13 protein-coding genes are annotated in these 14,026 nt (G+C 58.4%); 8 read left to right on the top strand and 5 right to left on the bottom strand.

Annotation, left to right across the window (positions count from 1 at the left end; all coding sequences use genetic code 11):
• Window positions 1-88 precede the first annotated feature (88 nt).
• On the top strand, window positions 89-694 hold the full coding sequence (locus tag B9P63_RS14720; protein ID WP_085310155.1) for a LysE/ArgO family amino acid transporter: 606 nt from the start codon (window positions 89-91) through the stop codon (window positions 692-694).
• A 38-nt stretch (window positions 695-732) separates the two neighbouring features.
• Window positions 733-1,635 carry a DMT family transporter gene (locus B9P63_RS14715; RefSeq protein ID WP_085310153.1) on the top strand — a complete coding sequence of 301 codons (903 nt, stop codon included), beginning with the start codon at window positions 733-735 and terminating at the stop codon, window positions 1,633-1,635.
• A 49-nt stretch (window positions 1,636-1,684) separates the two neighbouring features.
• Here B9P63_RS14715 and choV read toward each other — a convergent pair whose 3' ends face one another.
• From choV to choX, 3 genes are read right to left on the bottom strand one after another with little or no spacing between them, the layout of a single operon-like run.
• Entirely contained in the window at window positions 1,685-2,713 is a 1,029-nt protein-coding gene (gene choV / locus B9P63_RS14710; protein WP_085310151.1) for a choline ABC transporter ATP-binding protein, read from the bottom strand.
• On the bottom strand, window positions 2,713-3,549 hold the full coding sequence (choW, locus tag B9P63_RS14705) for a choline ABC transporter permease subunit (protein ID WP_085310149.1): 837 nt from the start codon (window positions 3,547-3,549) through the stop codon (window positions 2,713-2,715). Before choW ends, choV begins: the two co-directional genes overlap by 1 nt.
• 60 nt (window positions 3,550-3,609) lie before the next feature.
• Window positions 3,610-4,533 carry a choline ABC transporter substrate-binding protein gene (choX, locus tag B9P63_RS14700; RefSeq protein ID WP_085310146.1) on the bottom strand — a complete coding sequence of 308 codons (924 nt, stop codon included), beginning with the start codon at window positions 4,531-4,533 and terminating at the stop codon, window positions 3,610-3,612.
• Window positions 4,534-4,627: 94 nt separating this feature from the next.
• Between choX and betI the strand changes: the two genes are divergently transcribed.
• The 6 genes from betI to B9P63_RS14670 all read left to right on the top strand — a co-directional run bounded on the left by betI (window position 4,628) and on the right by B9P63_RS14670 (window position 11,052).
• Window positions 4,628-5,215, top strand: coding sequence for a choline-binding transcriptional repressor BetI (betI, locus tag B9P63_RS14695; protein WP_095533053.1), 588 nt, complete (start codon window positions 4,628-4,630; stop codon window positions 5,213-5,215).
• On the top strand, window positions 5,208-6,716 hold the full coding sequence (betC, locus tag B9P63_RS14690; RefSeq protein WP_085310144.1) for a choline-sulfatase: 1,509 nt from the start codon (window positions 5,208-5,210) through the stop codon (window positions 6,714-6,716). The genes betI and betC overlap by 8 nt, the downstream gene beginning before the upstream one ends.
• A 42-nt stretch (window positions 6,717-6,758) precedes the next feature.
• Window positions 6,759-8,216, top strand: a complete 1,458-nt coding sequence (gene betB, locus B9P63_RS14685; protein WP_085310142.1) for a betaine-aldehyde dehydrogenase — start codon at window positions 6,759-6,761, stop codon at window positions 8,214-8,216.
• A 63-nt stretch (window positions 8,217-8,279) separates the two neighbouring features.
• The gene (gene betA / locus B9P63_RS14680; RefSeq protein WP_085310140.1) at window positions 8,280-9,929 is read left to right on the top strand and encodes a choline dehydrogenase; all 1,650 of its coding nucleotides are present in this window, start codon (window positions 8,280-8,282) and stop codon (window positions 9,927-9,929) included.
• Window positions 9,930-10,108: 179 nt separating this feature from the next.
• On the top strand, window positions 10,109-10,732 hold the full coding sequence (locus B9P63_RS14675; RefSeq protein WP_245830705.1) for a thermonuclease family protein: 624 nt from the start codon (window positions 10,109-10,111) through the stop codon (window positions 10,730-10,732).
• 83 nt (window positions 10,733-10,815) lie between these two features.
• On the top strand, window positions 10,816-11,052 hold the full coding sequence (locus B9P63_RS14670; RefSeq protein WP_085310136.1) for an HP1242/YdcH family protein: 237 nt from the start codon (window positions 10,816-10,818) through the stop codon (window positions 11,050-11,052).
• An 89-nt stretch (window positions 11,053-11,141) separates the two neighbouring features.
• On the opposite strand, the gene B9P63_RS14665 is transcribed toward B9P63_RS14670, so the two are convergent.
• Both B9P63_RS14665 and B9P63_RS14660 read right to left on the bottom strand, forming a co-directional pair.
• Window positions 11,142-12,542 carry a helix-turn-helix domain-containing protein gene (locus tag B9P63_RS14665; RefSeq protein WP_085310134.1) on the bottom strand — a complete coding sequence of 467 codons (1,401 nt, stop codon included), beginning with the start codon at window positions 12,540-12,542 and terminating at the stop codon, window positions 11,142-11,144.
• Window positions 12,543-12,615: 73 nt separating this feature from the next.
• Window positions 12,616-13,830: a multidrug effflux MFS transporter gene (locus tag B9P63_RS14660; RefSeq protein WP_085310132.1), complete on the bottom strand. Its 1,215-nt coding sequence runs from the start codon at window positions 13,828-13,830 to the stop codon at window positions 12,616-12,618.
• Window positions 13,831-14,026: the final 196 nt, after the last annotated feature.

The raw sequence follows: 14,026 nt of genomic DNA, 5'->3' as shown, positions 1-14,026 counted from the left end.
AAAACTTATCTCAAGTGAATTTCTTTCACTAGGCTTCATTTGGCCCGCGCCGTAAAGCAATGGCAACTTCACCCGAGGACACGCCCCTATGCCCACGTTTCTGTCGTCTTTCTTGCCCGGCTTCGCGCTTAGCTTTTCGCTCATCCTTGCCATTGGCGCGCAGAATGCTTTCGTGCTGAAACATGGTCTTCGCCGCGAACATGTGCTTGCGATCGTGTTGACCTGCGCGATTTCCGACGCGATCCTGATCCTTGCAGGGGTCGCGGGATTTGGCGCATTGGCAAAGGCGCTGCCATGGTTCGAAAGTGCGATGCGCTACGGCGGAGCGGCGTTTTTGTTCTGGTACGGTTTGCAGAATGCGCGCTCTGCGTGGCGCGGCGGTGCGGTTTTGGACGCGAGCGCGAGCGCCCGAAGTTCGCTCAGATCCACATTGGCGAGCTTGCTTGCGATCACTTGGCTGAACCCGCATGTTTACCTTGATACGGTGGTTCTGATCGGCTCGATCTCGGCGCAATATGAGGACAGGGTCGCCTTTGGCGCGGGCGCTGCGCTGGCCAGTTTTACGTTTTTCACAGCGTTGGGCTTTGGTGCGCGTCTGCTTGGGCCCATTTTTGCAACCCCCGCCGCTTGGCGTATTCTGGACGCGATCATCGCCGCGACCATGTGGGGAATCGCACTTTCGCTTTTGATCTGAGGCTTGCAACTCTGCCAAGTGTTTGATCTGACGTCGGTATGGAAAAACACGCGCAGCGCCCTGTGGTCGGGGTCTTTTGGATGGTGGTGACCGGGCTTTGCTTTGTCGCGGTTACGGCGCTGGTCAAGCTGAACGGGCCGCGCATTCCCGCCGCCGAGGCCGCGTTTTTGCGCTATGCCATGGGATTGGTGTTCCTGATCCCGATTTTAGGGGCGCTTAGGCGGGTTGAATTGACCCCGCGGCTCTGGCGTCTGTTTGCGGTGCGCGGGCTGTTTCACACGTTTGGCGTGACGCTTTGGTTCTTTTCCATGACGCAGATTTCCATCGCTGAAGTGACGGCGATGAATTATCTCACCCCGGTTTATGTCACCATCGCGGCGGCGCTTTTCCTTGGTGAAACGCTCGCGCTGCGCCGTTTGTTGGCAGTATTGATGGCACTGGTCGGTGCGATGATCATCCTGCGGCCCGGCTTTCGCGAGCTCGGAATTGGCCATTTTGCGATGCTGGCGGCTGCGATGGTGTTCTGTATTTCCTACCTGACGGCCAAGATGTTGGCGGATGCGGTGCCCGCTTCCGTGGTGGTTGCGATGCTGTCGATCACGGTGACGATCGGGCTGGCACCCTTGGCCTATGCGGTCTGGATTCCGCCGACTTGGGGCGAGTTGGCGATGCTGTTCGCGGTCGCCTGTTTTGCCACGGCAGGGCATTACACCATGACGCTTGCCTTTGCCTCGGCGCCCTTGACAGTGACGCAGCCAGTGACGTTTTTACAATTGATCTGGGCGGTTGCGCTTGGATATTTCGCCTTTGGCGAGGGCGTTGATATCTGGGTGGTGATCGGCGGTTTCGTGATCCTGGGCTCTGTCACGTTCATTACATGGCGCGAGGCGGTTTTGAAACGCGGCGCGATCACGCCTGTGAGCCATGAGACCAAGGTCTGAGCCTCTTGCCGCTGTTGAATGAGTTTAAAGGCAAGATGAAGATGGTGGGCTAAGCCCTTGGATCAAGAAGTTTTTTCATCACCGAAGCAGAGGTGATCTGACCAATTATGGCGCCATTGTCGGTGACGTTAAGGCTTTGTTCACCGATCTCGAAGTGTTGCATGACCTCTTGGATCGAAGTGTTTGAGTCCACGGATTTATTTGAGTTGTCCACAGGATCACCCGACATCACGTCGCGCGCGCACAGTACGCCAAGCGGGTTCATGTGGGCGACGAACTCTGCCACATAATCTGTTGAGGGATGGGTGAAAATCTGCTGCGGCGTGCCGCATTGCACGATGCGCCCGCCCTCCATGATTGCGATGCGGCCGCCGATTTTGAACGCTTCATCAAGGTCATGTGAGACGAAAATGATGGTGCGTCCGAGCTTGGCCTGAAGATCGAGGAGTTCGTCCTGCAAGTGGGTGCGGATCAGCGGATCGAGGGCGGAAAACGGCTCGTCCATCAACAGGATCGGCGCTTCGGTGGCGAAGGCTCGGGCAAGGCCGACGCGCTGCTGCATGCCACCCGACAGATCACCGACTTTGCGCTCGGCCCAGTCACTTAGGCCGACAAGCTCAAGTTGTTTGTCGACTTGCGCATTGCGGTCTGCTTTTGCCATGCCAGAGAGCTCCAGACCCAGCCCGACATTTTCGCGCACCGAGCGCCAAGGCAGCAGACCGAATTGCTGGAACACCATCGCCACGCTTTCCTGCCGGATGCGGCGCAGATCGGCGGGGCTGGCGTTGGTGACATCCACCATTCCGCTTTTGCCGCGCACATTGACGGTGCCGCGCACCACCGGATTAAGCCCGTTCACTGCGCGCAATAGCGTGGATTTACCAGAACCCGACAGCCCCATGAGCACGAGAATTTCGCCTTCTTCAACCTCAAGCGAGCAGTCATGTACACCAAGGACTTGGCCTGTGCTTTGCTGTATGTCGGGGCGTTCCTGACCTGCATCCATGAGGGGAAGCGCGGTTTCAGGTTTGTCGCCGAACACGATGTTGACGGCGTCGAATGTGACGGCTGCGGACATTATTTGCGCTCCACACGTAGCATGCGGTCGAGCATGATGGCGACCACGACGATGACAAATCCGCTCTCGAAGCCGAGGGCGGTGTTCACTTGGTTAAGCGCGCGCACAACTGGCACGCCAAGGCCGTCCGCACCCACCAGCGCCGCGATTACGACCATTGAAAGCGAGAGCATGATGGTCTGGTTCAGACCCGCCATGATCTGCGGCAGTGCGTAGGGGAGTTCCACCTTGAGCAGGGTCTGGCGCGGGGTCGCGCCGAAGGCCTGAGCCGCTTCGAGCAGCGGCGTTGGCGTGGACGACACGCCCAAATGCGTCAGGCGGATCGGGGCGGGCAGCACAAAGATGACTGTGGCGATGAGGCCCGGAACCATGCCGATTCCGAAGAAGACGATTGCGGGGATGAGGTAGACGAAGGTTGGCAGCGTTTGCATCAGGTCCAGCACGGGGCGCATCGCCTTGAACAGGCGTGGACGGTGCGCGGCGGCGATGCCGATGGGCACGCCAATGGCCATGCACACGACACAGGCAGATAGCACTAGCGTGAGGCTTTCGGTGGTTTCTTCCCAGTAGTCCTGATTGAGAATGAACAGGAAGCCGAGCGCGATGAACAGGGCGGTTTTCCAAGAACGTTGTAGCGCATAGGTGAGGCCCGCGAAGGCAGCGATCACAAATAGCGGGTGGGGCGTTTGCAGCACCCAGAGGATCGCGTCGATCAAGCCCTCTAAAACAACGGAGAGCCAGTCAAAGAATGGCTCGCCCACCTCTTGCAGCCAGTCGAAAGCCGTCTTGGCCGTTTTGCCGATAGGGATTTTGTGTTCTGTGAGCCAATCGAGCATATGCGCCTCTCAACATAAAAAGCGCCCCGCGAGGTGTTCGCGGGGCGCGGTATTTCCAGCTTACATGTCCAGCTTGGCTTTGACCGCAGCGACAGCATCGCCGCCGTCCATGGTCGTCACGCCGTTCAGCCAGCCCGTATAGGCGTCCGGATTGGCCTTCAGCCATGCAGCGGCGGCATCATCTGCGTCCATTCCGTCATCGAGGATTGCGCCCATGATCTCGTTTTCCATGGCGAGCGTGAATTCAAGGTTGCCCAGAAGCGTGCCGACATTGCCGCATTCGGCCACATAGCCTGCACGCGTGTTGGTGTAGATCGTCGCGCCGCCAAGGTCGGGACCGAAGAAATCATCGCCGCCCGTGAGGTAGCCCATGTCGATGTTGGCATTCATCGGATGTGGCTCCCAACCGAGGAAGATGATCGGTTCGTCCTTTTTGGACAGGCGCGTGACCTGCGCCAGCATGCCTTGCTCGGAACTTTCAGCGACCTCAAAACCTTCCAGGCCGAAGGAATTACCATCGATCATGGATTGGATCAGGCGGTTGCCATCATTGCCCGGCTCGATGCCGTAGATCTTGCCATCAAGCGCGTCTTTGTGCGTCGCGATATCAGCAAAGCTCGCAATGCCAAGGTCCATCGCAGCGCGGTTAACGGCCAAAGTGTATTTTGCGCCCGTCAGGTTCGCGCGCACGGTATCGACCGTGCCAGCCTCGCGGTAGGGGGCAATATCCGCCTCCATCGTGGGCATCCAGTTGCCAAGGAACACATCAACGTCGCCCTGCGCCATAGAGGTGTAGGTCACGGGAACGGACAGGAGTTTGATGTCCGTCTCATAGCCGAGCGCTTGCAAGACTGTGGTCGTCGCGGCGGTCGTCGCGGTGATGTCGGTCCAGCCTACGTCAGAGAATGTGACGGTGCCGCAATCGGCAAAGACGGGGCTGGCAGCCATGAGGGCCAGCGCGGAAAGGGTGGATTTGAGTTTCATTCAAGAAGTCTCCCTAATTGGTGGAATTTTTATTGATTGACGGGTCAATAAAAAACAAATTATCGTCGCAAAAGCAAGTTTTTTAGGAGTCGCCATGCCCAAGCTTGGAATGGAGCCTATACGCCGCGCCGCCTTGGTGGAAGCGACTATTCACGAGATTGGCGCGCAAGGCTCGCTGGATGTGACCGTAGGTGCGATCGCCAAGCGCGCGGGCATGTCGAGCGCTTTGGCGCATCACTATTTTGGTGGCAAAGAGCAGATATTCCTGGCCGCTATGCGTCATACGTTGACGGTTTACGGCGCAGAAGTGCGCGGCGCTTTGGCGATGGCGAAGACGCCGCAGGAACGGGTGGAAGCGATTGTGCGCGCGTCGTTTTCCAACTCGAACTTTCGCCCGGACGTGATTGCGGCTTGGCTGAATTTCTATGTTTTGGCACAGACCGTGCCAGATGCGACGCGACTCTTGAAGATCTATCAAGCGCGTTTGCGCTCGAACCTGGTGTTCGCGTTGCGGCCTTTGATTGGTGAGCGGGCGGGCGAGCTCGCCTCAAATATCGCAGCGCTCATCGACGGCGTTTATCTGCGCCAGAGTCTCGTGAAAGCCGTGCCGGATCAAAGCGGCGCGGCGCGGCAGGTGCTGGATTATCTTGATTTAGAGTTGGAAAGGGCGTGCGATGAGTAAGCCTAACATATTGATTTTTATGGTTGATCAGCTGAACGGCACGTTTTTCCCGGACGGCCCCGCCGATTGGCTGCACGCGCCCAACATCAAGAAACTTGCGGCGCGCTCGACCCGCTTCAAGAACGCATATACCGCCAGCCCGCTCTGCGCGCCGGGGCGGGCGGCTTATATGTCTGGCCAGTTGCCAAGCAGCACAGGTGTTTATGACAATGCCGCCGAATTCCCGTCCTCTATCCCGACCTATGCACATCACTTGCGCCGCGCGGGCTATCAAACCTGCCTGAGCGGCAAGATGCACTTCGTCGGTCCCGACCAGCTTCACGGGTTCGAGGAACGCATGACCACCGACATTTATCCACCTGATTTCGGATGGACGCCGGACTACCGCAAGCCGGGCGAGCGGATCGAGTGGTGGTATCACAATATGGGAAGTGTTACCGGTTCCGGCATCGCGGAAATCACCAACCAGATGGAGTACGACGACGAGGTCGCCTATCATGCAACCCGCAAGGTTTATGACTATGCGCGTGGCAAGGACGATCGCCCGTGGTGCATGACCGTCAGTTTTACACATCCGCACGATCCCTACGTGGCGCGGCGCAAGTACTGGGACCTTTACGAGGATTGCGAACATCTCATGCCCGAGGTCGGCCCGATTCCCTACGCCGATCAGGATGCCCATTCCAAACGTATCCTCGATGCAAATGATCGTGATAACTTCAACATCTCGGACGAGGATATCCGCCGCTCGCGCCGCGCCTATTTCGCCAATATCTCCTATCTTGACGATAAAGTCGGCGAGGTGATGGAAGCGCTGGAAGCGACGCGCCAGGAGGCGATCATCATGTTCGTCGCCGATCATGGGGATATGCTGGGCGAGCGTGGATTGTGGTTCAAGATGTCCTTCTTTGAAGGCTCTGCGCGTGTGCCGCTGATGATTTGCGCGCCTGAAATGGCACCGGGCCTCATCGAGACCCCCGTCAGCAACATCGACGTGTGTCCGACGCTTTGCGATCTGGCGGGGGTGGATATGGAAGAAATCATGCCGTGGACTGAGGGAATGAGCCTCAAACCCATGGGCCAAGGCGTGCCGCGCACCGCGCCTGTTGCCATCGAATACGCAGCCGAGGCCAGTTATTCCCCGCTCGTCTGCCTGCGCTACGGCAAGTGGAAACACACCCGCTGCTTGCTAGATCCCGATCAGCTTTTCGATCTGGATGCGGACCCCCATGAACTGAACGACCTTGCAGATTCGCCCGAACACCAAGGCACACTGCAAACCCTGCGTGCCAAGTCTGAACAACGCTGGGACCTCGCGCGTTTCGACGAAGAGGTGCGCCGCTCGCAAGCCCGCCGCTGGGTTGTCTACGAGGCGCTGCGCAACGGTGATTATTTCCCATGGGACTACCAGCCTCTGCAAAAAGCATCCGAACGCTACATGCGAAATCACATGGACCTCAATATCGTCGAGGAAAGCCAACGCTTCCCAAGAGGGGAATAGGCCAGCTTCATCTTCCCAAATAAACTTCCGCCGGAGGCAAACATGCCCTATCCCACACAGCCCACCGCCAGCCATTTCATCAACGGCAAATACGTCGAGGACACCGCAGGCGCTGAGATCCCAGTGATCTACCCCGCCACAGGCGAGCAGATCGCAGTGGTCCATGAAGCGACCCCTGCAATCATCGAGCTAGCCATTACCAGCGCCAGAGCCGCTCAAAAAGCATGGGCTGCAATGAGCGGAACCGAACGTGGCCGCATTCTGCGCCGGGCTGCGGATATGATCCGCGAGCGCAACCATGATCTCTCGGTTCTGGAAACCTATGACACCGGCAAACCCATGTCCGAAACGCTCTACGTCGATGCGACGTCCGGCGCGGATGCGCTTGAATACTTCGGCGGTCTCGCAGGGTCACTCACGGGCGAGCATATCCAGCTTGGCGAGGACTGGGTCTATACCCGCCGCGAACCGCTTGGTCTGTGCGTAGGCATTGGCGCTTGGAACTACCCCACGCAAATCGCTTGCTGGAAAGCCGCGCCCGCGCTGGCCTGCGGCAATGCGATGGTCTTTAAACCCTCTGAAACAACGCCGCTTTGCGCGCTCAAAGTCGCGGAAATTTTGCACGAGGCGGGCCTGCCTGCAGGGCTTTACAATGTGATCCAAGGCACAGGCGCAGTCGGCGCACCGCTGGTGACAGACCCGCGCGTGGATAAGGTTTCTCTTACAGGCTCCGTTCCAACAGGGCGCAAAGTCTACGCGGCAGCGGCGGCAAGCATCAAACACGTCACGATGGAGCTTGGTGGCAAATCCCCGCTGATCATCTTCGATGACGCGAGCCTCGAGGATGCGGTTGGCGGCGCGATCTTGGCGAACTTTTATAGCTCCGGTCAAGTCTGCTCCAACGGCACGCGTGTGTTCGTGCAAAAGGGTATCAAAGAGGCGTTTCTCAAGCGTCTTCATGAACGCCTGCAAACCGTGGTCATGGGCGATCCGCTGGATGAAGCCACGAATTTTGGCCCCATGGTGTCCGAGCGCCAGATGAACATTGTGCAAGGATATATCGAAAAAGGCCAAGCTGAGGGCGCGCGCCTTGTCTGCGGTGGCAAACGTGTCGGAACCGAGGGCTTTTACCTTGAACCAACAGTCTTCGCCGAGGTCACCGACACCATGACAATCGCACGCGAAGAAATTTTTGGCCCGGTCATGTCCGTCTTCGATTTCGACACCGAAGAGGAAGTGATCACGCGTGCCAATGACACCGAATTCGGTCTTTCGGCTGGCGTGTTCACTGCCGATCTTACGCGGGGCCACCGCGTTATTGCGCAGATGGAGGCGGGGTCTTGCTTTATAAATTCGTACAATGATGCCCCTGTCGAAGCGCCTTTTGGCGGCTCGAAGCAATCTGGCGTCGGGCGTGAGAATTCCAAGGCAGCGATCAATCACTATAGCCAGTTGAAGTCTGTCTATGTTCGAATGGGAGCGGTCGATGCACCCTTCTAGGCTTCATCTTGCCAATAAACTCCCGCTGGAGGCTCCCGCATGCCCACCCTTTGAGGCGTTGCAATGAAAGCTGAGTATGTGATCATCGGCGCTGGCTCTGCCGGCTGCGCTATGGCGTATCGTCTCAGCGAAGCGGGCCACTCGGTCATCGTCATCGAATACGGCGGCACAGACGCGGGGCCGTTCATTCAGATGCCAGCTGCGCTCAGCTATCCGATGAACATGTCACGCTATGATTGGGGTTATCACTCCGAACCGGAGCCGCATCTCGACAACCGCCGCCTTGCCTGTCCGCGCGGCAAGGTAATCGGCGGATCATCGTCCATCAACGGCATGGTTTACGTGCGTGGCCATGCCAAGGATTTCGATCATTGGGCCGAAAGCGGTGCGAACGGCTGGTCCTATGCGGATGTGCTACCCTATTACAAACGCATGGAAAATTGGGATAGCGGCGGTCACGGGGGCGATCCCGATTGGCGCGGCAAGGACGGGCCGATGCACGTCACGCGCGGACCCCGGGACAATCCCTTGTTTCAAGCCTTCGTCGATGCGGGGGCGCAGGCGGGCTATCAGACCACAGACGACTATAACGGCGAGCAGCAAGAGGGCTTTGGCCCGTTCGAGCAGACTGTTCATAAGGGGCGGCGCTGGTCTGCGGCCAATGCCTATTTGCGCCCTGCGCAGAAGACTGGAAAATGCACGGTCGTGAGTGGATTGGCTGCGAAAGTTGTTATTGAAGACGGGCGTGCGACAGGCGTTGAGTTGGTGGGTGGCAAAGTGATTTCTGCGAGCCGTGAAGTGATCATTGCAGCAAGCGCGATCAATTCGCCGAAACTGTTGATGCTCTCCGGCATTGGCCCCGCTGCGCATCTCGCGGAGCATGGGATCGAGGTGATCGCGGATCGCGCGGGCGTGGGGCAGAACCTGCAAGATCATCTGGAGCTCTACCTTCAAATGGCCGCATCGCAGCCCATCACACTTTATAAGCATTGGAACATCTTCTCCAAAGCGGTGATCGGCGCGCAGTGGCTGTTTACCAAGACTGGCCTTGGCGCGTCGAACCAGTTCGAAAGCTGCGGCTTTATCCGCTCGCAAAAAGGTGTTGAATATCCCGATATCCAGTTCCATTTTCTGCCCATTGCAGTGCGCTATGACGGTCAGGCTTCCGCCGAAGGCCACGGTTTTCAAGCGCACGTCGGCCCCATGCGCAGTCCTTCGCGCGGGGAGGTGACCTTGCGCAGCGCAGATCCGAAAGAGGCCCCGAAAATCGTGTTCAACTACATGAGCACGAAGCAGGATTGGGAAGATTTTCGCCGCTGTATCCGACTCACGCGCGAGATATTTGCGCAGGACGCGTTCAAGCCGTTCGTGAAGCACGAAATCCAACCGGGCAGCGCCGTGCAAAGCGACGCGGAGCTGGACGCGTTCATCAAGGAGCATGCGGAAAGCGCTTATCATCCGTGCGGAACCTGCAAGATGGGCCGCGCTAGCGATCCGATGGCGGTGGTTGACCCAGAGTGCCGCGTGATTGGCATCGAGGGCTTGCGCGTTGCAGATAGCTCTATCTTTCCACGTATAACCAACGGCAATCTGAATGGGCCTTCGATTCTGGTCGGGGAAAAAGCGGCGGATCACATTCTGGGGCGCGATATGCTGCCAGCGAGCAATGATCGACCTTGGATTCATCCAGATTGGGAGAATTCCCAGCGTTAATCCGTTCACTTCACGGGCGAGTGGCCAGCCCCTCGCAATCCCCGGGGTGTTTCTGGACCAAATAGGAGGGGCGTTAGCAATCGGTTAACCTTTGTTAACTTTCGTTAACGAAATGGATTGAACCGAGGTGAGGCACCGCGCATATCTGGACTATGTTCAGATTTTGTTTAGCTTTGTTAATGATCACTTGCGGAGCGCCGATAAGCGCGGATGTGATCGGACGCGTGCGTGTTGTCGACGGGGATACTTTTGATATCGCGGGTATTCGTGTGCGTTTGCACGGCATTGACGCGCCCGAACACAAGCAGGTTTGCGAGACCGAGCAGGGCGCGAATTGGGCCTGCGGTGCTTGGGTCAGTGCGCGCGTCGCCGAAATGTACGGCGGCAAGCGAGCGCGCTGCAAAGAGGTGGATCGCGACCGCTACGGGCGCGTCGTGGCGCGCTGCGAAATCGGCGGGCGCGACGTTGGGCAAAGGCTGGTCTCTGAGGGTTTGGCCTTTGCCTATCGCAAATATTCCATGGCTTATGATCTGGATGAGAAAGGCGCAGCGGTGAATGATCGCGGCCTGCACGCAAGCCGCGTGCAAAATCCTGCGCAATATCGCGCCACGCGGGCCCAAGGGCGTATTCCACCTGACAGAACCTGTGCGATCAAGGGCAATATTTCAAAGAGTGGCAAGATTTTCCATATGCCCGGTCAGCGCGATTATGAGCGCACCGGCATCAACCTGTCCAAGGGCGAGCAGTGGTTTTGCACAGCGGCGCAGGCGCGCGCGGCGGGCTGGCGAAAAGCACGCAGATAGGCGTGCTATTTGATGCGTGTCAAAGTACGCTTCTGTGAAGCAGTGCAGAGTGGCGTGGAGATATTCAAACAGGAGGAAATCCAATGTCCCACACGCCGCATGAATTGGCCGAAGAGTTCCCGCAACATATTGAAAAGATGAGCGCTTTGAAAGTGTCCGATGCGCATTTCGCTAAAATGTTCGAGGCGTATCACGAAGTGAACCGCGCGGTGCACCGCGCTGAAACCAATGTGGAGCCGATCGCGCAAATGGCCGAGGTGGATTTGCGCAAGAAACGTTCTGCGCTCAAGGATGAAATTGCGGCTTATCTGAGCACATGAGCTAGTTGAAAGGCGTTGAAAGCAAAACTGAGATCAATGGGCTGCACCGGGAACGGAGCGGCCCATTTGCATGTCGGGCTGCGCGCGCATCATCCGACCTCGTAGGGCAGTACGCCGCGTCTGTTGCTATCCACGCGCAAGCGCCTTTCCAACGGTGGAACGGAGCGTTGATGACAATTCGTGCGCTCGCAAATGCGGCATGAAATGCCGATGGGTTCATAGGCGGAGGCGTTGGAAATATCGAGACTGTCGGCATAGACCAACTGGCTGGCGTGGGTGACTTCGCAGCCAAGCGCGATGGCAAAGCGGCGCACGGGCGCGCCGAACGAGCCGCCCGGTTTCAGCACGTCGCGCGCAAGAGAAATGTAGCGCACGCCATCGGGGGTTTCGGCCAACTGGCGCACAAAACGCCCCGGAGTTTCGAACGCGCGGTGCACGTTCCACAGCGGGCAGGCCCCGCCGAAGCGCGCAAATTGCAGGCGCGTCGCGCTGTGGCGTTTGGTGATGGAGCCGGCCTGATCCACGCGAACAAAAAAGAATGGCACGCCCTTGGCACCAGAGCGTTGCAGAGTAGAGAGGCGATGCGCGACCTGCTCGATCGAGGCCCGGAACAGGATAGAGAGGCGTTCAAGATCATGGCGCGTTTCGCGTGCAGCAGCGAGGAAGGGACCATAGGGCATCAAGGCCGCGCCGGCATAGTAATTGGCAAGGCCGATCTTGGCGATGGCGCGTGCCTCAACGGTTTGAAAGCGCGCAAGGTCGAGCGTCGCCTCCAGCAGTTTTTCCTGTGTGATCAGGGCGATCTGCATGAGGATTTGAAAGCTCTGCGTTGCGGGGGCGGCGTTGCTCGAGATGGTTAGCTTGCGGGTCTCGGGATCGAAATGGCGCAGGGCTTCGACGGCTTGGAAACGTAGCTCGATCCCGTGCTGGCGAAAGGCTGCGACGGCGCGCTCGCGGATCGTGGCTTCGCTTGGCCCGCTCGTGGCGAAATGCTCGGCGGCGCGGTCCACCGCATCGATGTAATTGTCGCAGTAATGAAAGAAATCGCGCACATCCTCCCAAGGGCTGGGCTGAAGTTGCCCGTCCTCGCGCCCCAGCGCTTCATCTAGCGAGGCGAGGCGTTCGTGGGTTTGCCGGTAGGCACGGTGCAATTCCAGAAAGGCACGCGCAAGGGCCGGAGCGTTGGAAGCGGTGAGGCGCAGATCGGCCAGCGGTGGTTCGACCGCGTCGAGCACCGGATCAGCCAGCGCCTCGCGCATATCAGTAACAAGGCGCTCTGCATCGCCAGAGCTAAGCTCGGTGACGTCAAAGCCGAATTCCTGCGCCAGTGCCAGAACAACAGTGGTCGAAAGCGGGCGTTTGTTGTTCTCCATCTGGTTCAGGTAGGGCAGGGAAACGCCCAACTTGGCAGAAAAGTCCTTTTGCGTCAGGGCGACTTGCCCGCGCAGCTCGCGCAGCTTTGAACCCGCGTAAATCTTTTGTAGGGCCATGGTCGGTCTCGCTTGGTGCTTAGCAGATTTGCATAGCGCTATGCTACGCTTTGCAAAGCCATCGGGGCAAGCCCTATGCGCCGATCGCCTGCGTGCGCCTGATCACGAGGATCGCTGCGCCAAGGCCGCCCACCGTGCTCGCTGCCATGAGCCAGAGCACTGGCATCGCGCTGGAACCATCGCCAAGAATGATGCCCGCAAGCGCCGACAGGACTGCGCCAAAGCCGATCATAATCGCGCCGCCAAGGCCCGAGGCCGTGCCTGCCAGATGCGGGCGCACCGAGAGCATGCCGGACGTCGCGTTGGGGATGGTCATGCCATTACCGATACCGACAAAGGTCATAAAGCCGAAAAAGCTAAGCGCGGTGCCAAAGCCAAGGCCGAACACGACAAGCGAGGCGACGGTTGCAGTGGTGGAAATGCACGCGCCATAAAGCACCATACGGTTGATCCCGACCCGCGTCGAATAGCGGCCCGAAATGAAATTGCCGAAGAAGTAGCCAAGCGCGGGGGTGCCGAACAGAAAGCCAAGCTCGGACGGGGAGAGTTTGAATATCTCCGTTCCCACAAAAGGCGCGCCGCCAAGGTAGGCAAAGAACGCGCCCGACGACAGACCCGAGGCGAGTGAGTAACCCCAAAACCGCGGCGAGGAGAGCAATTCGGGGTAGTGGCCGAACTGTTCGCGCAGGGTTTCGCCGGTTTTGCTCTTGGTTTCGCCCTGATCGGCAAAGCACAGCCAAAATAGCGCAGCGCCGCATATCGCCATGAGCCAGAAGCTCGCTTGCCAGCCGAAGACTTCATCTAGAACGCCGCCGATCATCGGGCTGACCATTGGCACGACGGCCATGCCCATGGTGACATAGGCCAGCATCGAGGCGGCTTGATCGGCCTCGACCACATCGCGGACAATCGCGCGGCTGAGCACCATGGCGGTGACGATCACGGCCTGGCACATGCGGAACAACAAAAATGTGGCGGCATCGGGCGCGTAGATACAGCCGATGGACGCGAGCGTAAAAAGCGCAAGGCCCCAAAGGATTACCGGACGGCGGCCAAGATTGTCGGAGATCGGCCCGATGATGATCTGGAGCACGGCCGTCACCGCGAAATACATCGCTACGGACATTTGCAGGACCCAGTATTCGGTCTGAAAATGGATCGCCATGTTAGGGAGGGAGGGCAGGAATACATTCATCGACAAGGCCGACAGACCCGCCAGTAAAATAAGGGTCACGATGTGGGGCGGTGTGCTGCGATCGAGGAAACGCGCGATGTATTTGATGCTCATTGCATTCCTCTAGCGCGGGAAACCGCGCAGGAACAGAGCGCGATTTTACGACGTCGCGGCGTTGCAGGGTTTGCAGTTTTGCTATTAGCAAATGATCGCCTTGGCGGACTTTGCAAATTTGCGACAAAACGCTTTGTTTCTGCACTTGCACGGTATATCGCAAGATCAAAGACGACAGCACGTAAAGCGCGCCTCG

The sequence above is a fragment of the Planktotalea arctica genome, from assembly GCF_002105285.1.
Classification (GTDB): domain Bacteria; phylum Pseudomonadota; class Alphaproteobacteria; order Rhodobacterales; family Rhodobacteraceae; genus Planktotalea; species Planktotalea arctica.
The sequence above is the reverse complement of the archived record's forward strand: the minus strand, read 5'-3'. Positions and strand labels throughout refer to the sequence as shown.